At 76.4% G+C, this 23,428-nt stretch carries 25 protein-coding genes; 8 read left to right on the top strand and 17 right to left on the bottom strand.

The features are described from left to right. Positions 1 to 11: 11 nt before the first annotated feature. Positions 12 to 773, bottom strand: coding sequence for a helical backbone metal receptor (locus LY71_RS07260; protein WP_106276303.1), 762 nt, complete (start codon positions 771 to 773; stop codon positions 12 to 14). Positions 774 to 841: 68 nt separating this feature from the next. Continuing rightward, positions 842 to 4,078, bottom strand: coding sequence for a fused isobutyryl-CoA mutase/GTPase IcmF (icmF, locus tag LY71_RS07255; protein ID WP_106276302.1), 3,237 nt, complete (start codon positions 4,076 to 4,078; stop codon positions 842 to 844). Between the two features lie 81 nt (positions 4,079 to 4,159). Between icmF and LY71_RS07250 the strand changes: the two genes are divergently transcribed. The 3 genes from LY71_RS07250 to LY71_RS07240 all read left to right on the top strand — a co-directional run bounded on the left by LY71_RS07250 (position 4,160) and on the right by LY71_RS07240 (position 7,373). Next, entirely contained in the window at positions 4,160 to 6,013 is a 1,854-nt protein-coding gene (locus tag LY71_RS07250) for a SpoIIE family protein phosphatase (RefSeq protein WP_211297194.1), read from the top strand. Then, positions 5,995 to 6,774, top strand: coding sequence for a sporulation protein (locus LY71_RS07245; RefSeq protein WP_106276301.1), 780 nt, complete (start codon positions 5,995 to 5,997; stop codon positions 6,772 to 6,774). The genes LY71_RS07250 and LY71_RS07245 overlap by 19 nt, the downstream gene beginning before the upstream one ends. Positions 6,775 to 6,860: 86 nt before the next feature. Next, positions 6,861 to 7,373 (top strand): NUDIX hydrolase, encoded by a 513-nt coding sequence (locus LY71_RS07240; protein WP_245887739.1) that lies wholly within the window; start codon positions 6,861 to 6,863, stop codon positions 7,371 to 7,373. Between the two features lies 1 nt (position 7,374). On the opposite strand, the gene LY71_RS07235 is transcribed toward LY71_RS07240, so the two are convergent. Genes LY71_RS07235 through LY71_RS07220 form a run of 4 tightly spaced genes read right to left on the bottom strand, consistent with a single transcriptional unit; the run spans position 7,375 to position 9,885 of the window. Continuing rightward, positions 7,375 to 7,764 (bottom strand): DUF4267 domain-containing protein, encoded by a 390-nt coding sequence (locus tag LY71_RS07235; protein WP_106276299.1) that lies wholly within the window; start codon positions 7,762 to 7,764, stop codon positions 7,375 to 7,377. Further along, the gene (locus tag LY71_RS07230; RefSeq protein ID WP_106276298.1) at positions 7,761 to 8,318 is read right to left on the bottom strand and encodes a hypothetical protein; all 558 of its coding nucleotides are present in this window, start codon (positions 8,316 to 8,318) and stop codon (positions 7,761 to 7,763) included. The genes LY71_RS07235 and LY71_RS07230 overlap by 4 nt, the downstream gene beginning before the upstream one ends. Further along, positions 8,315 to 8,962, bottom strand: a complete 648-nt coding sequence (locus tag LY71_RS07225) for a class I SAM-dependent methyltransferase (RefSeq protein ID WP_245887738.1) — start codon at positions 8,960 to 8,962, stop codon at positions 8,315 to 8,317. Before LY71_RS07225 ends, LY71_RS07230 begins: the two co-directional genes overlap by 4 nt. A gap of 32 nt (positions 8,963 to 8,994) precedes the next feature. Beyond that, the gene (locus tag LY71_RS07220; RefSeq protein WP_106276297.1) at positions 8,995 to 9,885 is read right to left on the bottom strand and encodes an alpha/beta fold hydrolase; all 891 of its coding nucleotides are present in this window, start codon (positions 9,883 to 9,885) and stop codon (positions 8,995 to 8,997) included. Positions 9,886 to 10,019: 134 nt separating this feature from the next. Here LY71_RS07220 and LY71_RS07215 point away from each other — a divergent pair, with 134 nt between their 5' ends. Beyond that, on the top strand, positions 10,020 to 10,871 hold the full coding sequence (locus tag LY71_RS07215; RefSeq protein WP_106276493.1) for a helix-turn-helix domain-containing protein: 852 nt from the start codon (positions 10,020 to 10,022) through the stop codon (positions 10,869 to 10,871). 6 nt (positions 10,872 to 10,877) lie between these two features. Here LY71_RS07215 and LY71_RS07210 read toward each other — a convergent pair whose 3' ends face one another. Then, on the bottom strand, positions 10,878 to 11,291 hold the full coding sequence (locus LY71_RS07210; RefSeq protein ID WP_106276296.1) for a TIGR03618 family F420-dependent PPOX class oxidoreductase: 414 nt from the start codon (positions 11,289 to 11,291) through the stop codon (positions 10,878 to 10,880). 206 nt (positions 11,292 to 11,497) lie between these two features. Between LY71_RS07210 and LY71_RS07205 the strand changes: the two genes are divergently transcribed. Then, positions 11,498 to 12,205: an ANTAR domain-containing protein gene (locus LY71_RS07205; RefSeq protein WP_106276295.1), complete on the top strand. Its 708-nt coding sequence runs from the start codon at positions 11,498 to 11,500 to the stop codon at positions 12,203 to 12,205. Positions 12,206 to 12,218: 13 nt separating this feature from the next. Here the strand turns inward: LY71_RS07205 and LY71_RS07200 are convergent, their stop codons facing one another. From LY71_RS07200 to LY71_RS07190, 3 genes are all read right to left on the bottom strand, one after another. Continuing rightward, positions 12,219 to 13,079, bottom strand: a complete 861-nt coding sequence (locus tag LY71_RS07200; RefSeq protein WP_106276294.1) for an NAD(P)-dependent oxidoreductase — start codon at positions 13,077 to 13,079, stop codon at positions 12,219 to 12,221. A 36-nt stretch (positions 13,080 to 13,115) separates the two neighbouring features. Then, positions 13,116 to 14,675 carry an MFS transporter gene (locus tag LY71_RS07195; RefSeq protein ID WP_106276293.1) on the bottom strand — a complete coding sequence of 520 codons (1,560 nt, stop codon included), beginning with the start codon at positions 14,673 to 14,675 and terminating at the stop codon, positions 13,116 to 13,118. 83 nt (positions 14,676 to 14,758) lie between these two features. After that, positions 14,759 to 15,166, bottom strand: a complete 408-nt coding sequence (locus LY71_RS07190; protein ID WP_106276292.1) for a RidA family protein — start codon at positions 15,164 to 15,166, stop codon at positions 14,759 to 14,761. A 59-nt stretch (positions 15,167 to 15,225) separates the two neighbouring features. Between LY71_RS07190 and LY71_RS07185 the strand changes: the two genes are divergently transcribed. From LY71_RS07185 to LY71_RS07175, 3 genes are read left to right on the top strand one after another with little or no spacing between them, the layout of a single operon-like run. Next, a complete protein-coding gene (locus LY71_RS07185; RefSeq protein ID WP_106276291.1) occupies positions 15,226 to 15,837 on the top strand; it encodes a TetR/AcrR family transcriptional regulator in 612 nt (203 codons plus the stop codon). A gap of 55 nt (positions 15,838 to 15,892) precedes the next feature. After that, positions 15,893 to 16,816, top strand: coding sequence for a helix-turn-helix domain-containing protein (locus LY71_RS07180; RefSeq protein ID WP_211297193.1), 924 nt, complete (start codon positions 15,893 to 15,895; stop codon positions 16,814 to 16,816). Then, entirely contained in the window at positions 16,813 to 17,355 is a 543-nt protein-coding gene (locus LY71_RS07175; RefSeq protein WP_106276290.1) for a dihydrofolate reductase family protein, read from the top strand. Before LY71_RS07180 ends, LY71_RS07175 begins: the two co-directional genes overlap by 4 nt. Positions 17,356 to 17,364: 9 nt before the next feature. On the opposite strand, the gene LY71_RS07170 is transcribed toward LY71_RS07175, so the two are convergent. The 7 genes from LY71_RS07170 to LY71_RS07140 all read right to left on the bottom strand — a co-directional run bounded on the left by LY71_RS07170 (position 17,365) and on the right by LY71_RS07140 (position 23,291). Further along, positions 17,365 to 17,964 (bottom strand): YceI family protein, encoded by a 600-nt coding sequence (locus tag LY71_RS07170; RefSeq protein ID WP_106276289.1) that lies wholly within the window; start codon positions 17,962 to 17,964, stop codon positions 17,365 to 17,367. Positions 17,965 to 18,041: 77 nt separating this feature from the next. Continuing rightward, on the bottom strand, positions 18,042 to 18,854 hold the full coding sequence (locus LY71_RS07165) for an acyl-CoA thioesterase (protein WP_211297192.1): 813 nt from the start codon (positions 18,852 to 18,854) through the stop codon (positions 18,042 to 18,044). Positions 18,855 to 18,913: 59 nt separating this feature from the next. Continuing rightward, positions 18,914 to 20,059, bottom strand: a complete 1,146-nt coding sequence (locus tag LY71_RS07160; RefSeq protein WP_106276287.1) for a thiolase family protein — start codon at positions 20,057 to 20,059, stop codon at positions 18,914 to 18,916. Between the two features lie 57 nt (positions 20,060 to 20,116). Continuing rightward, on the bottom strand, positions 20,117 to 20,881 hold the full coding sequence (locus LY71_RS07155) for a crotonase/enoyl-CoA hydratase family protein (protein WP_106276286.1): 765 nt from the start codon (positions 20,879 to 20,881) through the stop codon (positions 20,117 to 20,119). A gap of 49 nt (positions 20,882 to 20,930) precedes the next feature. After that, entirely contained in the window at positions 20,931 to 22,043 is a 1,113-nt protein-coding gene (locus LY71_RS07150; RefSeq protein ID WP_106276285.1) for a CaiB/BaiF CoA transferase family protein, read from the bottom strand. Further along, a complete protein-coding gene (locus tag LY71_RS07145; RefSeq protein WP_211297191.1) occupies positions 22,040 to 22,774 on the bottom strand; it encodes a dienelactone hydrolase family protein in 735 nt (244 codons plus the stop codon). The genes LY71_RS07150 and LY71_RS07145 overlap by 4 nt, the downstream gene beginning before the upstream one ends. Positions 22,775 to 22,796: 22 nt before the next feature. Next, positions 22,797 to 23,291 carry a winged helix-turn-helix transcriptional regulator gene (locus LY71_RS07140; RefSeq protein ID WP_106276284.1) on the bottom strand — a complete coding sequence of 165 codons (495 nt, stop codon included), beginning with the start codon at positions 23,289 to 23,291 and terminating at the stop codon, positions 22,797 to 22,799. Between the last annotated feature and the right edge of the window lie 137 nt (positions 23,292 to 23,428).

Here is a 23,428-nt window from a genome sequence, read left to right as displayed (position 1 = left end):
CGGCGGACCCGTCAGCCGTCCAGCGCCGCGAGCAGCTCCGCGCGGGCGGTGGCCAGCGACGGCCCGTACCAGGTCAGCGCCCGCCCGGACACCAGTACCGACCGCAGGCCGGGGAACGCCTCGGGGCCGTCGTCGGCGGTGAAGAGGTAGGGCTCGTCGGGCAGCAGCACGACGTCCGGCGCCGCGGCGGCGACGTCGTCGACGGAGACGTGCGGGTAGCGGTCCTCCCCCGCCCCGAACACGTTGACCAGCCCGAGCCGCGCCAGCACGTCACCGGTGAAGGTGCGCGGGCCGACCACCATCCACGGGTCGCGCCACACCGGCACGGCCACCCGGCGGGACGGCGCGGGCGCCGCGCGGGCCCACTCGCGGGCGGCAGCCGCGAGCCAGGCGGGCTCCCCCACGTCGAGCACCTCGGCGAACAGCCGGCGCATCGAGGCCAGCGCCTCCTCGACGGTCTCGATCACCGTCACCCACACCGGCACGCCGGCCGCGCGCAGCCGGTCGACGTCGAGCTTGCGGTTCTCCTCCCGGTTGCCGACGACGAGGTCCGGCCGCAGCGCCGCGATCGCCGCCCGGTCGGGGTTCTTGGTGCCCCGCACCCGGGCGACGTCGAGGTCCGCCGGGTGGGTGCACCAGTCGGTGGCGCCCACCAGCCGGTCGGGCACGGTGGCCGCCAGCGCCTCGGTCAGCGACGGGACGAGCGACACCACCCGCCGCGGCGGCCGCGGGAGGTCGACCGGGGAACCGAGGTCGTCGATCAGGACCGCCATCCGGTTCTCCCGGCCCCCGTGCAGGGGCCCGCCGTGAGCCTGCGAGCGGTGGGGGGCACGGGGGTCCTTCACACATTCCGGCGGTACTGGCCGCCCACCTCGAAGAAGGCCTCCGAGATCTGGCCCAGCGAGCACGACCGGACGGCGTCCATCAGCGCCTCGAACACGTTGCCGCCCGACGTCGCCGCCTCCTGCAGCCGGGCCAGCGCGGCCGGCGCCTCGTCGGCGTGCCGGGCCTGGAAGTCGGCCAGCCGCTGCAGCTGCGACTGCTTCTCCGCCTCGGTCGCCCGGGCCAGCTCCACCGGCTTGGGTGCTTCGGTACGCGAGCGCGGGTCGAGGAAGGTGTTGACGCCGACGATCGGCAGCGACCCGTCGTGCTTGCGGTGCTCGTAGAGCATCGACTCGTCCTGGATCCTGCCGCGCTGGTAGCCGGTCTCCATGGCGCCCAGCACGCCGCCGCGCTCGGCGATCCGGTCGAACTCGGTCAGCACCGCCTCCTCGACCAGGTCGGTGAGCTCGTCGACGATCGCCGAGCCCTGCAGCGGGTTCTCGTTGCCGGCCAGGCCCCACTCCTTGTCGATGATCATCTGGATGGCCAGCGCGCGGCGCACCGAGTGCTCCGACGGCGTCGTCACCGCCTCGTCGTAGGCGTTGGTGTGCAGCGAGTTGGCGTTGTCGTAGATCGCGCACAGCGCCTGCAGCGTGGTGCGGATGTCGTTGAAGTCCATCTCCTGCGCGTGCAGCGACCGGCCCGACGTCTGCACGTGGTACTTCAGCTGCTGCGAGCGGGCGTTGGCGCCGTAGCGGTCGCGCATCGCCACCGCCCAGATCCGCCGCGCCACCCGGCCGATCACCGTGTACTCGGCGTCCATCCCGTTGCTGAAGAAGAAGCTCAGGTTGGGCGCGAAGTCGTCGATCGCCATGCCGCGCGCCAGGTAGGCCTCGACGTAGGTGAACCCGTTGGCCAGCGTGAAGGCCAGCTGGCTGATGGGGTTCGCCCCGGCCTCGGCGATGTGGTAGCCGGAGATCGACACGGAGTAGAAGTTGCGCACCCGGTGCTCGATGAACCACTGCTGGATGTCGGCCATGCAGCGCAGCGCGAACTCGGTGGAGAAGATGCAGGTGTTCTGGCCCTGGTCCTCCTTGAGGATGTCGGCCTGCACCGTGCCGCGGACGGTCGACAGCACCCAGGCGCGGATCTCCTCGGCCTCGGCCTCGTCGGGCTCGCGGCCCTCGTCGGCACGGAAGCGGTCCAGCCGCTGCTCGATCGCGGTGTTCATGAACATGGCCAGCACCGCCGGTGCCGGGCCGTTGATCGTCATCGACACCGACGTGGTGGGGGCGCACAGGTCGAACCCGTCGTAGAGCACCCGCATGTCGTCGAGCGTGGCGATCGAGACGCCCGACGTGCCGACCTTGCCGTAGACGTCGGGCCTCGGGTCGGGGTCGCGGCCGTAGAGGGTGACCGAGTCGAACGCCGTCGACAGCCGGGTCGCCTCGTTGCCCGCCGACAGCACCCGGAACCGGCGGTTGGTGCGGAACGCGTCGCCCTCGCCGGCGAACATCCGCGCCGGGGCCTCGCCCGAGCGCTTGAACGGGAAGACGCCGGCCGTGTACGGGAAGGCGCCGGGCAGGTTCTCCCGCCGCAGGAAGCGCAGCAGGTCGGCCTGGTCGGTGGTGCGCGGCAGCGCCACCCGCGGGACCTTCGTGCCCGACAGCGTCTCGCGGGTCAGCGGCGTGCGGATCTCCTTGCCGCGCACCGTGTAGACGTACTCGTCGCCCGAGTACTGCTCCACCCGCGCGGGCCACTCCTCCAGCAGCGTGCGCACCTCGGGCAGCAGCTCGCGGTCGGCGGCCTCCGCCGCCGCGCGCGCCGCCTCGGCCGCGTCCCCGTCGAGCACCTCGGCCGCGGTGGTGAGGTGCTGACGGCGGCGGACGAGGGCGGCCTGCTCCTCGGTGACCCGGTGGTGGCCGCGCACCGCCTCGGCGACGTCGGCCAGGTACCGGGCCCGCGACGAGGGCACGACGCTGGACAGCCCGGTCGAGGCGCGCACGTCGACCCGCGGCAGCACCCCCGCGCCGGCGGGCAACCCCTTCTCGACCAGCAGGCCCAGCAGCTCCTGGTACAGCGCGGTGACGCCGTCGTCGTCGAAGCGGGCGGCGCTGGTGCCGAACACCGGCATCTGCTCCCACGGCTGGCCGAACGCCTCGCGGTTGCGCACCATCTGCCGGGCGACGTCGCGGCGCGCGTCCTCCGCACCCCGGCGCTCGAACTTGTTGATCGCCACGACGTCGGCGAGGTCGAGCATGTCGATCTTCTCGAGCTGGCTGGCCGCGCCGAACTCCGGCGTCATGACGTAGAGCGAGACGTCGCTGAACGGCACGATCGCCGCGTCGCCCTGCCCGATGCCCGGCGTCTCCACGACCACGAGGTCGAAGCCGGCGGCCTTGACCGCGGCGAGCACGTCGTCGAGGTGCTCGGGCACCTGCGCGCCGGCGGTGCGGGTGGCCATCGACCGGAAGAAGGTGTGCGAGCCCTCGCCGGACTCCAGCGCGTTCATCCGGATCCGGTCGCCGAGCAGCGCGCCGCCGCCGCGCCGGCGGGTCGGGTCGATGGCGAGGACGGCGACGCGGAGCTTGTCCTCCTGGTCGCGGCGCAGCCGGCGCAGCAGCTCGTCGGTGAGCGAGGACTTGCCCGAGCCCCCGGTGCCGGTGATGCCCAGCACCGGCACGGTGCGCGCCGCGGCGGCCTCCCGGACGCGGGCGGCCAGCGCCTCGTCGGCACCGGCCTCGAGCACGGTGATCGCCCGGGCCAGCGCCCGCGGGTCGCCGGTGAGCAGCGCGTCGGCGTCGGGCCGGTCGGTAGTCAGGTCGACGTCGCAGGTGCGGATCAGCTCGTTGATCATCCCGGGCAGGCCGAGGCGGGCGCCGTCCTCGGGGCTGAAGACGCGCACTCCTCGACGTGCGAGGAGAGCGATCTCCTCGGGCACGATCACGCCTCCGCCGCCGCCGAAGACGCGGACGTGCGAGGCGCCGACGTCCGCCAGCCGGTCGACCAGGTAGCCGAAGTACTCGACGTGCCCGCCCTGGTAGGAGGAGATGGCGACGCCCTGGACGTCCTCCTCCAGCGCGGCCCGCACGACGGCGTCGACGCTGCGGTCGTGCCCGAGGTGCACCACCTCGGCGCCCTGGCTCTGCAGCAGCCGCCGCATGACGTTGATCGCCGCGTCGTGCCCGTCGAACAGGCTCGCTGCGGTGACGAAGCGGACGGGGTGGACGGGCACGTGCAGCTCCGCGGAGGCCATGGCTGCACGGTAGGCGGGATTTAGTAGGACGTCCAACCATCTCGGCGTGTCCGGGTGGCCGGACCTGGGCAGGGGGAGATCGTGAGCGAGCTGCCGGTGCCTGACTGGGAACGGGTGTTCGACGTGGCGCCGGTGCCGCTGGTGTTGCTCACCCCGGACCTGGTGATCGTGCGGGCGAACCGGGCGCTGCTCCAGGCGGCCGGGATGACGCACGAGGACACCGTCGGCCGGTTGCTGTTCGACGTCTTCCCCATGCCGCCCGACGACCCGGGGGCCGACGGGCTGGTCAACCTGCGGACGACGCTGGAGGAGGCACGGGACACCGGCCGGCCGGTGGTGATGCCGATCCAGGAGTACGACATCCCGCGGCCCGACGGCACGTTCGAGGAGCGGTACTGGAGCCCCGTGCACGTGCCGGTCCTCGACGACGACGGCCGCGTCGTCCTCCTGGTGCACCGCACGGAGGACATCACCGACTACGTGCGGCTGCGGGACGAGGCGCGCGGCGAGACCGACCGGGAGCAGCGCCGCGTGGCCGACGTCGAGGCCGACCTGTTCCGTCGCACCCGGGAGCTGGAGGACGCCGTCGCCGAGCTGCGCGCGCTCGGGGCCCGGCAGCGGCGCACCGCCCAGTCGCTCGCCGGCCTGGCCGCCATCGTCTCCGCCCTCGCCGCCGCCGAGGACCGCCGCCACCTGGTCGACCTGCTCGGCGAGCACGGCGGCGCTGCGCTGGGTGCGTCCCTGCTCGCCCTCGCGCTGCCCGGGCCGCGCGGCGGGGAGCTGGTGCTCACCGCGTCCGGTGCGCCGGTGGTCCGCGGGGCGGCCGCCGACGGACAGCACCCGGCGGCCGTCGCCGCCCGGGGGCGGGTGGTCCTGGTCGGCGAGGCCGGCGCGCAGCCGCCGCCGGCTCCCGGACTGCGGTCCTGGGCGGCGCTGCCCCTGCGCTCCGGCGAGCGGCTGCTCGGCTCGCTCGTCGTCGGCTGGCCGGGTACCCGGGCGTTCGAGGACCACGACGTCCGGGTGCTCGAGGCGCTCGCCGTGCAGACCGTGCAGGCCCTGGAACGGGTGACCCGCCTGGAGGACGAGCGGCGGGTCGCCTCGGCCACCCGCAGCCTGGCCGAGACGCTGCAGCGCTCGATGCTCACCGAGCCGCCGCGCCGGCCGGCGCTCGACCTCGCGGTCCGCTACCGCCCGGCCGCGGTCGAGGCGCAGGTCGGCGGCGACTGGTACGACGCCTTCGCCTCGGGCGAGGCCACCACGGTCGTCATCGGCGACGTCACCGGCCACGACCGGCTCGCCGCCGCGGTCATGGGCCAGGTGCGCAACGTGCTCCGCGGCATCGCGGCGGCCGTCGGCGGGCCGCCGTCGCGGGTGCTCGCCACCCTCGACCGGGCACTGAGCGGGTACGGGACGGCGACCCTGGCCACCGCCGTCCTCGCCACCGTCGGCCCGGCGCCTGCGGACGACCCCGCCGGCGCGCGGACCCTCACCTGGTCCAGCGCCGGGCACCTGCCCCCGCTGGTGGTGCCGCCGGGCGGCCCGCCCCGGCTGCTCGACCGCCGCCCCGACCTGCTGCTCGGAGTGGACCCCACCAGGGCCCGGCACGACAGCGTGGAGACGCTGACGCCCGGGACGACCGTCGTCCTCTACACCGACGGGCTCGTCGAGCGCCGCGACGCCGACCTCGACGCCGGCCTCGACCGGCTGCTCGCGGCGGCCGGCGACCTCGCGCAGCTGCCGGCGGAGGAGGTCTGCGACGCGCTGCTCGCCCGGCTCGCCCCCCAGCGGGCCGACGACGTCGCGCTGCTGACCCTGCGGGTGCACCGAGGGCCGGGACCGCGCGCGGAACCCTCCCCGTCCCCCGCGCGTGGTGCCAGAGTGCCCGCCGTCCCCGAACCGAACGGAGCACTCCCCCCATGGCCTTCCGCAACCTGATGGCGAAGCTCGGCGCCGGCAACGCCAGCGTCGACACCGTCCTCGACTCCCCCGTCACCACACCCGGCGGCACCGTCACCGGCACGGTGCACCTCACCGGCGGCCAGGTCGCCCAGGACATCGCCGAGTGCCGGGTGTCGCTGCAGGCGCGGGTCGAGGTGGAGAGCGGCGACCACGAGTGGCGCGAGGACGTCGTCTTCGGCACCGCCGTGGTGGCCGGCGCCGGCCGGATCGAGCCGGGCGTCAGGGCGGCCGTCCCGTTCAGCTTCCCCGTGCCCTGGCAGTGCCCGTTCACCGCCGTCGACGGGTGGACGCTGCGCGGGGTCTCGATCGGCCTGCGCACCCGGGTCGACATCCCCGGCGGCAGCGACCCCGGCGACCTCGACGCGGTCGTCGTCGAGCCGCTGCCGGTGCAGCGCACGGTCATCGCGGCGCTGTCCGGCCTGGGCTTCGCCTTCCGCGGCGCCGACGTGGAGAAGGGCCGGCTGGCCGGCAGTGACCTGCCCTTCTACCAGGAGGTCGAGTTCGCCCCGCCGTCGTCGCTGCGCGGGCGGGTCAACGAGCTGGAGGTGACCTTCCTGGCCGGCCCGCACGGCGTGGAGCTCGTGCTGGAGGTCGACCGGCGCGGCGGGCTGTTCACCGAGGGCCGCGACGTCGGCGCCCGGCTGCAGCTGCGCCACTCCGACACCGACGTGTCCGCGGTGGCCGCGCAGCTCGACGCGGCGGTCCGCCAGCTCGGCGCCCGGCGCGGCTGGCTCTGAGCACCCCCGACCGGGAGACGACGGCCGCGCGGCTGCGGGCGTTCCCGCGCCGCGCGGCCGACCGGCCCGACCTGCGCCAGGCCGCCGTGGCCGTCTGCGTCACCTGCACCGACGACGTGCCCGCCCTGCTGGTCACCCTCCGGGCGGCCGGGCTGCGGACGCACGCCGGCCAGTGGGCGCTGCCGGGCGGGCGGCTCGACCCCGGCGAGGGCCCGGTGGAGGCGGCGCTGCGCGAGCTGGCCGAGGAGGTCGGGCTGCACCGCGGACCCGGGGACGTCCTGGGCCTGCTCGACGACTACGTGACCCGCTCGGGCTACGTGATGACGCCGGTGGTGGTCTGGGCCGGCGCCACCGGCGAGCTCGCGCCGGCCGAGGCCGAGGTGGCCGCCGCCTACCAGGTGCCGGTCGCCGACCTCGACGTCGAGCCGCAGCTGGTGCCGATCCCTGAGTCCGACGCCCCGGTCATCCGGCTGCCGCTGCTCGGCGGGTGGGTGCACGCCCCGACGGCGGCGGTGGTCCACCAGTTCTGCCGGCTGGCCTGCCGCGGGGAGACCACCCGCGTCGCGCACCTCGAGCAGCCGGTCTTCGCCTGGCGCTGACTCAGCGGCGGTGCCAGCGGGCGGTGCCGTAGGAGGCCACCGCCAGCACGATCCCCGACAGGACGGCGCTGCGGCGGGCCACGTCGCCCTCGGCGCGGGAGGTCCACACCGCGGCGGCGTCGAGGGCGGTGAGCAGCAGCGCCACCTCGGTGGTGCGGCGCGCCTGCGGCGGCGGCGTCACCAGCAGCGCCGCGCCCATGGCGATGTTGCGGGCGGCCGCGAGCCGGACCAGCAGCGGCAGCGCGACGTCGCCGCGGGCGGCGTCGGGCCGCACCCCCAGCGCGCCGGCGATCCAGCGCGGCGCGAACAGCGCCGCGCTCCCGATCCACATCGACAGCGACCCGACGGTCTTCCGGGTGACGTCCCAGTCCCTGCTGCTCAGGCTGCTCACCCGCCGCCCTTGCCCGCGAAGTGCCTGGTCGAACCGGCGACCAGCACCAGCACCAGCGCGAGGAAGGGCAGCGTCAGCGCGCTGGCCACGACGTCGCTGACGGTGGCGACGGTGAACGCCGCCGCCGACGGGGCGTCCAGCGGGCCGACGACGCCGTCCACCCCGAGCGCCGCCACCGACGGCGGGATCGTCACGAGCGCCGAGACGGCGCCGCCGAGGACGACGCCGGCGAGCACCGCGGCCGGGGAGGTGCGCACCGCCCGCAGCGCCGTCGCCGTCCCCCGGCCCAGCGCGCCGCGCGGCCGCACCCGGCCGTCGGCGGGCAGGCCGGAGAGCGCGCCGGTGAGCCACAGCTGGGCGACCAGGCCGGTGGTGAAGCCGACGACGTCGGACAGCAGCGCGTGGCCCACGCTCGGGTCGTCGACCACCAGCAGCTGGCGCAGCACGTCGGGCACGGTGTTGACCAGCGTGACCGCGAGCGAGACGGCGTAGACCCGCCCGGCGTGCCGGCGCAGCAGCGCCAGGGCTCCGCGGACGGCGGCCCCCGGGCTCACCTGCGGGTGGCGACGGCCTGCACCCAGCGGTCGCCGGCCGCCCGCCGCAGCCTCTTCGCGGGGACGTCGAGGCCCGCGCGGCCCAGCTCGGCGACCAGCTCGTCGGTGGAGAACCGGTCGGCCGGGTGGCGGGAGACCGCCCGCAGCCACGGCGCGTCGACGAAGCGGGCGGTCATCTCGGTGAGGGCCAGGAGGCCGCCGGGCCGCAGCACCCGGGCGGCCTCGGCGACGGCGGCCCGCCAGTCGGGGATGTGGTGCAGCGCGTGGAAGTCCACGACGAGGTCGACGCTGCCGTCGTCCACCGGGAGCGCGGTGGCGTCGCCGACCCGGAAGGTCACCCGGTCGGCGAGGTCGGCGCAGCGCATCCGGGCCCGGCCGACCGACGCCGGGTGCAGGTCGAAGGCGGTCACCTCGGTGGCGCCGAACTGCTCGACGGCCACCCGCGCGCCCAGCCCGCGGCGGCCGGTGCCGATCTCGACGGCCGTGGTGCCGCGGGCGCCGAGCCGCGCCAGGATGCGCCCCTCGAGCTGGCGGCCGGCGAGGTACCGGAGGCGGGAGTCCACCCACAGCCGGTTGGCGTTGACGTAGGTCGGGGGCACGGTGCTGCTGCCGCGCTGGTCGGGGGCCATGCTGGTCGGGGGCATGGCGCCCGGCTACCCGATCCGCCGCCGGGCAGTCACGACAGCAGCTCCCGGTAGACGTCGCGCGCGTGGTCGAACACGAGGAAGTGCCCCTCCCCGGGGTACCAGCGCGCGTCCACCGAGGGCAGCATCGCCGCCAGCACCCGGCCCAGCGCCACCGGCACCTGCCAGTCCTGCGTGCCGTGCCAGATGCGCACGTGCCGGCGCACCTCGCCCACCGGAAAGCCCCACGGCCGGAACAGCAGCGCCCGGTCCTCGGCCAGCGCGCCCGACCCCTGCCGCAGCCCCTCGGAGAAGGTGCGCGCCAGCACCCGCCGCACGGCCGGCCGGCCGAGCACCCGGCGGTCGGCCGGGTTGAGCCGCAGCTGCAGGTAGCGGGGCAGCAGCTGCGGGCGGACGGTCAGCGGCGCGAACGCCGGCCGCAGCAGCGCCGTCGCCGCCGCGGAGGGGCGGTGCGCGGCCGCGCGGACCGACGTCGGCAGCCAGCCCGGCCACGGCCACGGGACGTCGGGCGGCGGGGCGCCGCCGAGCACCCCGACCGCGGACACCCGGTCGGGCAGCGCGTGCGCGCAGGCCAGCGCGTACGCGGCGCCGCCGGAGAGGCTGAGCACGGCGGTGCGGTCGATGCCGAGCGTGTCGAGCAGCTGGACGACGTCGGCCGGCCAGTCGGTCACCCGCCGGCCCGGCTGCGGGTCGGAGACGCCGAAGCCGGGCCGGTCGGGGACGACCAGCCGCACGCCCCAGCGGCGGTAGGCGGCCGGGTCCTCCACGTGGTGCTCCAAACGGGAGCTGGGCGACCCGTGGCAGCCGAGCACCGGCCGGCCGTCCGGGTCGCCCCACTCGGCCCAGGCCAGCGTGCGGCCGTCGCGGAGCTCGAGCCGGCCCTCGCGGGGGCCGTCGGCGGGGTCGGTGCTGGCGGTGTGCACGTCCCCCGGCTACCCGGTGGGTGCGGGAGTCAGGCGCGGCGGCCGGGCAGCGCCGGGACCCGCGCTTGCCGGTCGGCGTCCACCGGCGCGTGTCCGTGCCGCCGGGCCGGCCTCGTGCGGCAGCCTGGCTCGTGATGGAACCCGACACCGCCCCGTCCCCCGTCCCGGTCCGCCGCGACGCCGTCGAGCGGGCGCACCTGCGCGACCCGCGCGACGCGACCGCCGTCGTCCACCGCTACGAGGTGACCGGGCCGCTGGCCCCGCTGGTGCAGCGGTTCTGGATCCCGGTGTGGTCGGTGCCGCCGGGGCGGGAGTCGGTGCAGCGGGTGCTGCAGTACCCGGCCTGCCTGGTGGTCGTCTCCCCCGACTACGCCCGCTTCTACGGCGTGGTGCCGGGCCTGTCCACGACGACGCTGGTCGGCGAGGGCTGGGCGGTCGGGGTGATGCTCACCCCTGCCGCCGGCGCGCTGGTGGCAGGCGGCCCGGTGGCGCCCCACACCGACCGGCACGTCGACGTCGCCGAGGTGCTCGGGGACGACGGCGCGCGGCTGACCGCGGGGGTGCGCGCGGCGATGGCCGGCGACCCGTCCGCGCCCGGTGCGCACGCCGCCGCGATGGCCGTCTACGAGGACATGCTGGCCCGCTTCCTGCCCGTCGACGACGAGGGCCGGCTCGTCGACCGCGTCGTGGCGCTGGTGGAGTCGCGGCCGGACCTCACCCGCGTCGACCAGCTGTGCGCCGAGACGGGGCTGTCGGAGCGCGCGCTGCAGCGGCTGGTGTCGCGGCGGCTGGGCCTGACGCCGAAGTGGCTGGTGCAGCGCCGCCGCCTGCAGGAGGCGGCCGGCCGGCTGCGCGAGCGGACGACGACGGTGGCCCGGGTGGCCGCCGAGCTCGGCTACGCCGACCAGCCGCACCTCACCCGCGACTTCGCCCGGGTGACCGGCATGACGCCGGGCGAGTTCGCCGCCCGCTACGGGGACCGGTAGCCGCCGTCAGCCGGAGACGACCTGCCGCTCGGGCTCGATCCAGATCGTCACCCGCTCGGTGGTGATGTTCTCCGCCGGGTAGGGCCGCCCGTCGTACTTCTGCGACAGCTCGTCGATCTGCGCGCGCGCCTCCGGGCCGGTGGACGTCTCGGCCACCCGGCCGCGCACCTCGGCGAAGCGGTAGGGGTTGGCCTCGTCGCGGATCGCCAGCGTCACGCGGGCGTCGCGCTGCAGGTTCTCGAACTTGCGCCGTCCGGTCTCGGTGTTGACGTAGACCCGCTGCCCGTCGGTGCCCACCCAGATGTACTGCGTCTGGATGCGCCCGCTGGGCAGCAGGGTGCTGATCGCCGCGTAGTTGGGGCCCTCCGCCAGCTCGCGGGTGACCGGGTGCAGCTCGGGTCCGTCCTGGGTGTCCGCCACGGCGCTGCCCTACCCGCGGCGGGCGCCGCCACGCGCGACGGCCGTGTCGCCGGCCGGTTCGGGACGACGGCGTATCGTCTCCCCCACGCGTCACACAGCCGGCGCTCCGGGGCCTCGCCCCGCCGTCCGAGGGTCCTGCAGCAGCCGGGGCCCCGGTGTCCACCGCCGGCTCCCGCTGTCGGCACCGCCTGCTCGGAGTGACTCGCGTGAACCCCGCGGACGGCCGGCTGTCCGGCGTCCTCCTCGACCTCGGCCTGGTGCCCGTGGACCGGCCGCTGCCGCTGGTGCTCGAGCAGGTGGCCGGCCTGGCCACCGAGGCGCTGGGCGGCCTGCCGGCGGTCTCGGTGACCGTCGTGGGCCCCGACGGCGCGAGCACGGTGGGGACCAGCGCCCAGGTGGCCGCCGACCTCGACGCGGTGCAGTACCGCGCCGGGCGGGGGGCGTGCCTGGAGGCGGCCACCACGGGCGGGCTGCGGGTGCTGCCCGACGCGGTGTCCGAGCGGCGCTGGCCCGAGCTGGCGCGGGCGGCGGTGTCCGCCGACCGCCGGGGGCTGGTCTCGGCGGGCTTCCCCGCCGGCCGGACGGTGCCCGGCGGGCTCAACCTCTACCTGCAGCCGCCCCTGCGGCCCGACGCCGGGCTGCGGGAGCGGGCCGAGCGGTTCGCCGCGCACGCCGCCGTCACCGTGGGCAACGCGGTGCTCCACGGGCGGACCGCCCAGCTGGCCGGGCACCTGCAGCTGGCGCTGGACTCGCGGGCGGTGATCGACCAGGCCAAGGGCATCCTCATGGAGCGCTTCCGGCTGACCGCGGCGCAGGCCTTCGAGGCGCTGACCCGGGTGTCGAACCAGACCAACACCAAGGTGCGCGACGTGGCGGCCGACGTGGTGCAGACCGGGCAGTTCCCGCCGGTCTGAGCCCGCGACACCGTCAGCCGCGCAGGCCCTCGACGACCGCGGCCAGGTCCACCGCGCCCGGGTCGGCCACCCGCTCCGCGGCGGCCTCCATCGTCGCCAGCACCGCGGCGGTGAGCCGGTCGGCGACGCCGGCGCCGCGCAGCGCGTCGCGGATCAGCCGGGCGTCCTTGGTGGCGCCGGGGAGGGCGAAGCTCGGCGGGTACTCGCCGGAGAGCATCAGGCCGCCCTTGAGGTGGGCGTAGGGCGAGTCGACCGGCCCGCCCGCGATGGCGTCGAGGAAGCGCTGCGGGTCCACGCCCAGGCCGCGGGAGAGGGCGATGGCCTGCGCGGCGCCGGTGGTGAGCATGAACAGCCACGAGTTGCAGGCCAGCTTCAGCCGGCTGCCGGCGCCGGCCGCCCCGAGCCAGACGGTCTTCGAGCCGAGCGCGTCGAACACGGGAGCCAGCCGCTCGCGTGCGTCCTCCGGCCCGCTGGCCAGCAGGGTGAGCGCACCCTTCGCGGCGGGCTCCCTGGTGCCGAGCACCGGGCAGTCGACGAGCACGAGGCCGAGCTCCCGGGCGGCCGCGACGGTGCGGTCGGCGCCCTCGACACCGACGGTCGACGTCTGCAGCCACGTCGTCCCGGCGGCGGGCGCGGCCTGCACGACGACGTCGAGCACCGCGTCGGCGTCGATCAGCATGGTGAGCACGACGTCGGCGCCGTCGGCCGCCTCGGCCGGCGTGCCGAACGCCTCGGCGCCGGTGTCGGTGAGCGCCCGCGCCTTGGCCGGGTCGCGGTTCCACATCCGCACGGGCAGGCCGGCCCGCCGCAGCGAGGACACCATCCCGGCGCCCATCGTCCCCGTGCCGAGCACCGCCACCGTCAGGTCCGTCATGCCCCGATCCTGCGGGGCGCGGGAGGCGGGCGCAGGTCAGCCGTGCCAGGCGTGCCCGTGGCTGTGCACGCCGTCGGGCCCGTGCCGCTCGTCGGGCACCGGGCCGCCGTCGTCCGCGACGTGGTCGGCGCCGTCGCGCTCCTCGGCGCGGTTGCGGCGCAGGTCGACCACGCCGAGCGCCAGCGCGGCGGCGGCGCCCAGGACCGACACGCACAGGCCCGCCGCTGCGGCCACCGGGTAGTCGTCGCCGGTGGCCGAGAGCACCAGGTAGAAGAGGCCGGGCAGCGCCGCGGTGCCGACGGCCGCGCCGAAGCGCTGCGCGGTCTGCAGCCCGCCGCCGGCCGAGCCGGCCATGGCCACCGGCACGTCGCGCAGCGTCATCGTGATGTTGGGCGAGATGACGAACCCGCCGCCGAGGCCGCCGACCAGCAGCGCCGGGGCGACCGCCCAGCCGGCCGCCGACGGCGGCACCAGCAGCAGCACGACCGCGGCCGCGGTGAGCCCGACCATGACGCCGACCAGGCCGAACACCGTCAGCCGCCGCCCGTAGCGCTCCACCAGCCGGCCCGCGACGATGGCCGAGCCCGCCGAGCCGAGCGCGAACGGCGTGACCGCCAGCCCCGACTGCAGCGGCGTGTAGCCCAGGCCGGTCTGGAAGAACAGCGCGAAGACCAGCCAGATGCCGCTGAAGCCGACGAAGTACACCGTGCCCAGCGCCGCGCCGATGCCGTACCCCCGGGTCCGGGTGACCAGCCGGGGGTCGAACACCGGCTGCCCGTCGCGGGCGACCACCCGGCGCTCCCAGGCGGCGAACACCGTGAGCAGCAGCGCCCCGACGACGAACAGCCACCACAGCCGGGACAGCCCCCCGGCCTCCGCCTGCACCAGCGGGAACAGCACCGCCAGCGCTCCGGCGCCGAGCAGCAGCACGCCGACGACGTCGATGCGGCCGCGGCCGCCCGACCCGCCGCGCGGCAGCAGCCGCAGCGCCAGCAGGAAGGCGACCACGCCGATGGGCACGTTGACGTAGAACAGCCACCGCCACCCGTCCGGCCCCGAGGCCAGGCCCAGGATCGCCCCGCCGGCGACCGGGCCGACGGCGGTGGAGATGCCGACCGTGGCACCGAACATGCCGAACGCGCGGCCGCGCTCGGCGCCGCGGAACAGCTGCTGGATGAACGCGGAGTTCTGCGGCGCGAGGCACCCGGCGGCCAGGCCCTGCACCAGCCGGGCGGCGACCAGCCAGCCCACCGACGGCGCCGCCCCCGCCGCGGCGCTGGAGACCACGAAGGCGGCCAGCCCGGCGAGGAACAGCCGCCGCCGGCCGAACGCGTCGCCCAGCCGGCCGGCGGGGACGAGCATCAGCCCGAAGGTCAGCGCGTACCCGGAGACCACCCACTGCACGGTGGCCGGGGTGGCGCCGAGGTCGCGCTGCAGCGAGGGCAGCGCCACCGACACGATGCTCACGTCGAGCAGGCTCATGAAGCCGACGACGAGGGTGACCGACAGCGCGCTCCACCGCTTCGGGTCGGGGCGGTACTCCTCCCCCTCGGCGGGCGAGGTGCGGGGGACGTCGGTCGCGGCGCGGGGTGGCACGACGAGGTGCCCTACCCGGTCGTGCGCGACCGACACCCGCCGGCCCGCGCGCCGCGGCCCGCGCGCCGTGCGTCCCGGGCGGCTCAGTCCAGCACGGCGGTGGCGTCGACCTCGACGAGCAGGTCCGGCTCGGCGAGCGCGGCCACCGGCAGGAGGGTCACCGGCCGGGTCAGGTCGCACCCCAGCCGCTCCTGCGCGCGACCCACGCCCTCGCCGAGCGCGGCCAGCTTCGAGGGGTGCCAGTCGACGAGGTAGAGGGTCAGCTTCGCGACGTCGTCGAAGCTGCCGCCGACGGCGTCGAGCGCGGTGGCCACGTTGAGATAGGCCTGCTCGACCTGCGCGGCGAGGTCGCCGGGGCCGACCGGCTCGCCCGTGGCGGTCCGCGCCACCTGGCCGGCCAGGTACACCGTGCGGCTGCCGCGGGCGACGGCCACCTGCCGGTAGACGCCGGGGACGGGAAGGCCGGGCGGGTCGATGAGCTCGACGGTCATGGCTCCTCCTCGGGAGTGACGGGAGCCATAACATAGCGCTGCTATGTCATAATCGTCCAGTGCCCCGACGACCCGACCCGGCCGTGCGCACCCGTCTCGTCGAGCGGGCGGCGCGGATGCTCGCCGACCGCGAGCCGGTGACGCTGCGCGCCCTGGTCGAGGGCACCGGCGCCTCGACGATGGCCGTCTACACCCACTTCGGCGGCATGCCGGGACTGTGGAGCGCCGTCCGGCAGGAGGGCTTCACCCGGCTGGCCGCGCGGCTGGCGGCCGTCCCGCGCACCGCCGACCCGGTGCACGACCTGGTCGCCCTCGGCGTGGCCTACGCACGCAACGCCCTGGACGCACCGGAGCTGTACCGGGCGATGTTCGACGCCCGGGCCGACCTGGCCGACGCCCCGGCCGCCGACGCCACCTTCGACCGGCTCGTCGACGCCGTCGCCCGCGCGCGCGACGAGGGGCGCCTCGCCGCGACGACCGACCCGCGCGCCCTCGCCACCCAGTACTGGGCCGCGGGGCACGGGCTGGTCTCCCTCGTCGTCCAGGGCGTGCTGCCGGCCGACGGCCTCGCGCCCCTGGCCACCGGCACCGCCGTCGCGCTGCTCACCGCCGCCGGCGACGACCCCGGCCGCTGCCGGGCGTCGGTGCAGCGCGCCTGGGCCGCCGGCTGACACAGCGCAAGAACGGTCGGGCGCCCGGACCGTCGCGGTCGCCAGACTCGACGGCGTGACACCACCGGGCCGCGACCGCCTCCGCGAACTGCTCGACGCCGTCCTCGACGAGGACAACCGGACGCTGTCGGACATGGCCGGCGACGCCTACGCCTCGCCGTTCCACTTCAGCCGGCAGGTGTCGGGGGGCGCCGGGGAGTCGCCGGTGGCGCTGCGCCGCCGGGTGGTCCTGGAGCGCGCTGCGTGGCAGCTGCGCCAGGGTGCCTCGGTCACCGACGTCGCCTTCGCCGCCGGGTACGAGTCGGTGGAGGGATTCAGCCGCGCCTTCGCCCGCGCCTACGGCCGCACGCCCGGCTCCCCCGCCCCGGCGACCGGGGGGCGCGACGCGCACTGGCTGCCCGCCCCGAACGGCCTGCACTTCCACCCGCCGTCGTCGCTGTGGGTCAGCGACGAGCCGGTGCGCCGCGGCGGCGACGAGGTGACCGCGCTGATGGTGCACCACGGCGTCGAGGACACCCGCGCCCTGCTGGAGCTGGCCAAGGGGCTGCCCGACGACGAGTACCGCCGGGTCCGCGCCCCCGGGCTGACCGTGCTGGTGTGGGACGGCCCCGAGGAGACGCTGGCCGCCGTCCTGGACACGCTGGTCTGGACCCTCGAGGTCTGGGTCGCCTCCGTCGAGGGGGCCGACCACCCGGTGCGCGGCGCCGACGACGCGGCCGCGCTGCTCGAGCGGCACGACGCGGTCGCCCCCCGCTGGCTGGCCGTCGTCCGCGACGTCGCCCGCCGCGGCGCCTGGAACGACCGGCTGGTCGACGCGCTGTGCGAGCCGCCGGAGAGCTTCGTGCTCGGCAGCGTCGTGGCGCACGTGCTCACGTTCTCCGCGCACCGCCGGCTGCTGGCCCGGCACTGGCTGCGCGCGGCCGGCGTCGCCGTCGACGCCGGCGACCCCATCGAGTGGCTGTCCAGGAGGGACCGATGACCCGCACCGTCTACTACACCGCCACCACGCTCGACGGCTTCATCGCCGGGCCGGGCCACTCGCTGGACTGGCTGCTGTCCCGGGAGAGCGACCAGGAGGGCCCGATGGGCTTCGCCACCTTCGAGAAGTCGCTCGGGGCCCTCGTCATGGGGGCGAGCACCTACCAGTGGGTCCGGGACAACGGCGGCCCCGACGCGTGGAGCTACACCCAGCCGGCCTGGGTGCTCACGCACCGGCAGCTGACCCCCTACGAGGGCGCCGACATCCGGTTCGCCGCCGCCGACACCGCCGAGGAGCTGCGGGCGCTGCACGCCGAGATGACGGCCGCCGCCGGGGACCTCGACGTGTGGGTGGTCGGCGGCGGGCCGGTCGCCGCCCAGCTGGCCGGGGCGGGCCTGCTCGACGAGGTGGTCGTCGCGATCGCGCCGGTCACCCTCGGCGCCGGGATGCCGCTGCTGCCGGCGCACGTGGAGCTGCGGGTGCGCGAGGTCGCCCAGAACGGCGAGTTCGCCTGCGTCCGCTACGACGTCGTCCGGTAGTGCCGGACGTCAGGCGCTGCGGATCACCGAGACGTCGAACTCGACCTGGATGCGGTCGCTGACGAGCCACCCGCCCGTCTCCAGCGCCGTGTTCCAGGTCAGCCCCCACTCGCTGCGCTTGATGGCCAGCGCGCCCTCGAAGCCGACCCGGGTGTTGCCGAAGGGGTCCTTCGCCGAGCCGGTCATGGCGAACTCGACGGTCACCGGGCGGGTGACGTCGCGGATGGTGAGGTCGCCGGTCACCTCGTAGGTGTCGTCGTCGGTCTGCTCGACGTCGGTGGAGGTGAACACCATCTCCGGGAACCGCTCGACGTCGAGGAAGTCCGGCGAGCGCAGGTGCGCGTCCCGGTCGGCCTGGCCGGTGTCGATGCTCGCGGTCCTGATCCGGATCGACACGCTGCTGGCCCCCGGCTTCTGCACGTCGAGGTGCGCCTCGCCGGAGAAGTCGGTGAACGCGCCGCGGACGGTCGTCACCATCGCGTGCCGCGCCCGGATGCCGATCCGGGTGTGCGCCACGTCGATGGTGTAGTCGCCCGTGACGTCGGTCAGCGCGGCCGTCGCCGCGTCGAAGTCGGTGGGGTCGCTCTCTGCTGCCCGGTGCTTCGCCACGTGTCCGTCCTTCCGCCTCGCCGGCACACCATCCTCGCCGATCGTCCCGCCCGGCACACGGGCGGGCTCCGTCCCGCTCAGCCCGAGCCGGGACGGAACGGGTTGCGGCCCGGACGGAACAGCGTCTCCTGGGTGAGGCTGGCGGCCAGCACGCCGTCCCGGGTGGTGATCGAGCCGGTGTACCAGCCGCGCCCGGCGGAGACGGTCGCCGGCACCAGGTCCACCAGCACCCACTCGTCGAGGCGGGCGGGCCGGTGGAACCACAGCGCGTGGTCCAGCGTCGGGCCGGGCGCCGCCTCGTCCTCGGGCAGCGCGGACAGGCCGGTGCCGATGTCGGAGAGGTAGGTGAGCACGCAGGCGTGCAGCAGCGGGTCGTCGGGCAGCGGCACCGTGGCCCGGGACCAGAAGCGCGTCGGCCAGGTCGTGCCCGCGTACGGCTGGGCCGGCCGGCGGCTCTCCATGGTGAACAGCCGGGGCAGCGTGACCGGCGGGCAGTCCTCCGGCGCCTCGGCCGACGGCGCCGCGGACACCTGGCGGTCGGGACCGGCGGTCGGCGCCTGGAACGACGCCGACATCGACAGCACCACCTCACCTCCCTGGACGGCCACCACCCGGCGGGCGGAGAACGAGCCGCCGTCCCGGTCGCGCTCGACCCGGAAGACGGTGGGCCGGGCGGCGTCGCCGGCGCGCAGGAAGTAGCCGTGCAGCGAGTGGGGCAGCCGGTCGGGCGCGACGGTGCGCCCGGCGGCCAGCAGCGCCTGCGCGGCGACCTGGCCGCCGTAGAGCGGGAACGGGTCGGCGAACACCAGCAGGCTGCGGTAGAGGTCCCGGTCGACCTCCTCGAGCGTGAGGACGTCGGTGACCGTGGGGCCGTCTGCTGGCTGCTGCACGACGCGCGACCGTATCCGGGTCCCCGGGCCGCCTGTGCGGGGCGGCCCGGGGCCGCGGGTCAGAGCAGCTCGAGGATGGTGGCGTTGGCCTGGCCGCCGCCCTCGCACATGGTCTGCAGGCCGTAGCGGATGCCGTTGTCGCGCATGTGGTGCACGAGCGTGGTCATGATCCGCGCGCCGGAGCCACCGAGCGGGTGACCCAGCGCGATCGCGCCGCCGTTGGGGTTGAGCGCCTTGGCGTCACCGCCGAGGTCGGCCAGCCACGCCAGCGGCACCGGGGCGAAGGCCTCGTTGACCTCGAACGCGCCGATCTCGTCGATGGACAACCCCGACTTCGCCAGCGCCTTCTGCGTGGCCGGGATCGGCGCGGTGAGCATGACCACCGGGTCGGCGCCGGCCAGCACCGCGGTGTGCACCCGCGCGATGGGGGTCAGGCCCAGCTCGGCGGCCTTCTCCGAGGTGGTCATCAGCAGCGCGGCCGAGCCGTCGGAGATCTGCGAGGAGTTGCCGGCGGTGATCACGCCGTCCTCGGGCCTGAACACCGTCTTGAGCGTGCCGAGCTTCTCCACGGTGGACTCGCGGATGCCCTCGTCCTGGCTGACGACCGTGCCGTCGGGGGTGGTCACCGGGGCGATCTGGGCGTCGAAGCGGCCCTCCGCGCGGGCGGCGGCGGCCTTCTCGTGCGAGGCCACGGAGAACTCGTCGCACTGCTGGCGCGACAGGCCCCACCGCTCGGCGATGGTCTCCGCGCCCAGCCCCTGGTTGATCTGCACGCCGCCGTAGCGCGTGCGGAACCCCTCGCCGAAGGGGTCGGCGCCGGCCCGGGCGGTGCCCATCGGCACCCGCGACATCGACTCCACGCCACCGGCGACGACGACGTCGTACTGGCCCGCGACCAGCCCGGCGGCGGCGAAGTGCACCGACTGCTGCGAGGAGCCGCACTGCCGGTCGACCGTCACGCCGGTCACCGACTCCGGCCAGCCGGCGGCCAGCACCGCGGTCCGCGCGATGTCGAAGGTCTGCTCCCCGACCTGGGACACGCACCCCCAGATGACGTCGTCCACCTCGGCCGGGTCGAGGCCCGCCCGCTGCACCAGCGAGGTCAGCACGTGCGCCGACAGGTCGACCGGGTGCACTCCCGACAGCCCGCCGTTGCGCTTGCCCACCGGCGTGCGCACCGCCTCGACGATCACCGCATCACGCATCGTTGCTCCCCTCGACCAGCTGTGGCTCCCGGCACAGTAACCCGCCGCCGAGGTGTGTCAGCGTCCGCGCCAGACCGGCGCGCGGCGCTCGGCGAAGGCGGTGGCGCCCTCGCGGGCGTCCTCGGAGGAGAACACCGGCTCGATCAGCTCCTGCTGCCGCGCCCAGCCCTCCTCGGCGGTCCAGTCGGCGGTGTGCCGCGCGATCTGCTTGGTGGCCGCCACCGCCAGCGGCCCGTTGGCCGCCACGACCTCGGCCAGCTCGACGGCGGCGTCGAGCGCCCCGCCCTCGTCGACGACCCGGTTCACCAGGCCGACGGCGGCGGCCCGCTCGGCGTCGATCGGCCGGCCGGTCAGCAGCATCTCCATCGCCACCGCGTACGGGACCCGGCGCGGCAGGAACAGCGCCGCGCCGGCCGCGGCCACCAGCGACCGGGTCACCTCGGGCACGCCGAAGCGGGCCGAGCGGCCGGCGACGACGAGGTCGCAGGCGAGCACCAGCTCGAACCCGCCGGCCAGCGCCCAGCCCTCGACCGCGGCCACCAGCGGCTTGCGGGGCGGCGTCTGGGTGATCCCGCACAGCCCCCGGCCCTCGATCGCGGGCCGCTCGCCGCGCAGGAACGCCTTGAGGTCCATGCCGGCCGAGAAGGTGCCGCCGGCGCCGGTGAGCACGCCGGCGCGCAGCTCGTCGGAGCCGTCGAGCTCGTCGACGGCGGCCGCGACGGCCTGCGCCACCGCGCCGTCGAGGGCGTTCTTCGCCTCGGGGCGGTTGATCGTGATGACCTGGACGGCGCCGCGGCGCTCCACCAGTACGGGCTCGGTCACGGGACGGGGCCCCTTCCTCCGCGGCGGGCCGCGGCTCCTGCGCTCCCGGTCAGCGGGGGCGCGACCACTCCTCCAGCACGGCCCGCGCGTCGGCCGGGCCGGCCGGTGCCGGCGCGGGCGGGCCGGCCGGCGTCCGGGAGAACCGCGGCGCGGGCGCGGCCTGCAGCACGCCGTCGACCTCGACGAGCGTGCCGCGGGCGGCCAGGTGCGGGTGCCCGGCGGCCTCGGCCGGGTCGAGCACCGGGGTGACGCAGGCGTCGGTGCCGTCGAACACCGCCTCCCAGTGCGCGCGCGGCCGGCTGGCGAACGCCCCGGCGAACAGCGCCCGCAGCCGCGGCCAGCCGGCCCGGTCCATCTGCGGGGGCAGCTCCTCGGCGGGCAGGCCCAGCCCCGCGAGCAGCGCCGCGTAGAACTGCGGCTCGAGCGCGCCGACCGCCACGTGGCCGCCGTCGGCGCAGCGGTAGACGTCGTAGAAGGGCGCGCCGCCGTCGAGCAGGTTGGTGCCCGGCCGGTCCGACCACGCCCCCTGGCCGCGCAGCGACCACATGAGCTGCGACAGCAGCGCCACGCCGTCGACCATCGCGGCGTCGACCACCTGCCCGCGGCCCGACCTCGACCGCTCGTGCAGCGCGGCCAGCACACCGACCAGCAGCAGCATCGACCCGCCGCCGTAGTCGGCGACCAGGTTCATCGGGAACCGCGGCGACTCGCCCTGGCGGGCCAGCGCGGCGAGCGTGCCGGTCAGGCCCAGGTAGTTGACGTCGTGGCCGACCCGGTCGGCCCACGGGCCGTCCTGCCCCCAGCCGGTCATCCGCGCGACCACCAGCCCGGGGTTGCGGGCCAGGCAGTCGTCGGGGCCCAGGCCCAGCCGCTCGGCCACCCCCGGCCGGAAGACGTCGAGCAGCACGTCGGCGCGGTCCACCAGGCCGAGCACCAGCTCCCGGCCCTCGGGCGTCTTGACGTCGGCGGCGACGGAGCGCCGGCCGCGCAGCACCACGTCGCGGCCGCCGGCGCCCACGGACAGGCCGCCGGAGGGCCGCTCCACCCGGACGACGTCGGCGCCGAGGTCGGCCAGCACCATCGCCGCGTGCGGCCCCGGGCCGATGCCGCCGAGCTCGACGACGCGCAGTCCCGCCAGCGGGCCGGTGCCGCGGTCGCTCACGCCGCGACCCGCAGGTGCCGGTCGAAGAAGCGCAGGATCCGCCCCCAGGCGTCCTCGGCCGAGGGCTGGTGGAACGACAGGCCGGCGATCCGCTCCAGCACGGAGAACGGCCCGACGTCGTGCCGGTTGAGGAAGGAGTGCCCGGCGTCGGGGTACTCCACGACGTCGTGCTCGACGCCGGCCGCGTCGAGCGCCGCCTCCAGCCGCCCGGCCGCGCCGCGCAGCGCCACGTCGCGACGGCCGTAGCTGGCCACCACCGGGCAGGCGCCGCGCAGCACCCGCTCCAGGTCGGCCGGCAGCGGCCCGTAGTTGGGCGCGGAGACGTCGAAGCCGCGGGTGGCGCCGTAGAGCGCGAACCGCCCGCCCATGCAGAAGCCGAGGACGCCGACCCGGCCGGTGCAGTCGTCGCGCCCGGCGAGCAGCCGCCGCGCGGCCTCCAGGTCGCCGAAGGCCGGCCCCTCGCCGCGGGCGAGCGACCGGAACGTCGAGCGCAGGCAGCGCACCGCCCCGCCGGCGGAGAAGAGGTCGGGGGCGACGGCGAGGTAGCCGGCCGCGGCCAGCCGGTCGGCGTGCTGGCGGACGTCGTCGGTCAGCCCGAAGACCTCGTGGACGACGACCACCCCGGGCCAGGGCCCCTCGCCCACGGGAGGCACGGCGAGGTGGGCCCGCAGCCGCGGCGTGCTTCCGCCGCCGGGGATCTCGGTGTTGGGCAGGACGGCCTCCCTGGTCACGGCGCAGCGGGCGCCGCCGACGCTAGCCCGCGGGTGTGTCCGGCGTCTCAGCGGGCCGCCCGGTGGGGGTCGCGGTCACCTCGCGCGGGCCGCCGACGTCGTGGCCGGCCGCGCAGCGCAGCCCGAGCGCGACCGGCGCGCCGCAGTCGCGGTGGGTGAGCGCGAGCGGCGGGGCGCCGTCGCCGGCCAGCCACCGGTCGCCCCACTGCATGAGCGCGACCAGCGCGGGGTGCAGGTCGCGGCCCCGGTCGGTGAGCCGGTACTCGTGCCGCTCCCGCTCGCCCGGCGCCCGGTAGGGCACCCGGACCAGCAGCCCCTCGGCGACCAGCCGGTTCAGCCGGTCGGTGAGCACCGCCTTCGGGGCGCCGAGGGCGCGCTGCAGGTCGGCGAAGCGGCGGACGCCGAGGAATGCCTCGCGCAGCACCAGGAGGCTCCACTTCTCCCCCACGACGGCCAGGGTGCCGGCGACCGAGCAGCGCGCCCGGTCGAAGTCGGGCTCCGGTGGGGCGGCGGTCACGGCTGCAGCCTAGGTCACCCTGGGTTCACTTGACGAACCATGGTGACGGGAGGATGGTTGGAGATGCAGACCCAGCAGTTCGGAGCCGTGATCGGCGTCGCACTGGGGGCCCGCCGGCAGGAGCCGGGTCGCCGGCT

Origin of the sequence: Geodermatophilus tzadiensis (assembly GCF_003002915.1) — a bacterium.
GTDB lineage: Bacteria > Actinomycetota > Actinomycetes > Mycobacteriales > Geodermatophilaceae > Geodermatophilus > Geodermatophilus tzadiensis.
The sequence above is the reverse complement of the archived record's forward strand: the minus strand, read 5'-3'. Positions and strand labels throughout refer to the sequence as shown.

What these genes read in the sequence shown, in the direction of transcription:
- LY71_RS07260 (WP_106276303.1), bottom strand. Translation starts at nt 773, where the DNA reads ATGGCGGTCCTGATCGACGACCTCGGTTCCCCGGTCGACCTCCCGCGG.
- icmF (WP_106276302.1), bottom strand. Translation starts at nt 4,078, where the DNA reads ATGGCCTCCGCGGAGCTGCACGTGCCCGTCCACCCCGTCCGCTTCGTC.
- LY71_RS07245 (WP_106276301.1), top strand. Translation starts at nt 5,995, where the DNA reads ATGGCCTTCCGCAACCTGATGGCGAAGCTCGGCGCCGGCAACGCCAGC.
- LY71_RS07225 (WP_245887738.1), bottom strand. Translation starts at nt 8,962, where the DNA reads ATGCCCCCGACCAGCATGGCCCCCGACCAGCGCGGCAGCAGCACCGTG.
- LY71_RS07215 (WP_106276493.1), top strand. Translation starts at nt 10,020, where the DNA reads ATGGAACCCGACACCGCCCCGTCCCCCGTCCCGGTCCGCCGCGACGCC.
- LY71_RS07200 (WP_106276294.1), bottom strand. Translation starts at nt 13,079, where the DNA reads ATGACGGACCTGACGGTGGCGGTGCTCGGCACGGGGACGATGGGCGCC.
- LY71_RS07190 (WP_106276292.1), bottom strand. Translation starts at nt 15,166, where the DNA reads ATGACCGTCGAGCTCATCGACCCGCCCGGCCTTCCCGTCCCCGGCGTC.
- LY71_RS07175 (WP_106276290.1), top strand. Translation starts at nt 16,813, where the DNA reads ATGACCCGCACCGTCTACTACACCGCCACCACGCTCGACGGCTTCATC.
- LY71_RS07160 (WP_106276287.1), bottom strand. Translation starts at nt 20,059, where the DNA reads ATGCGTGATGCGGTGATCGTCGAGGCGGTGCGCACGCCGGTGGGCAAG.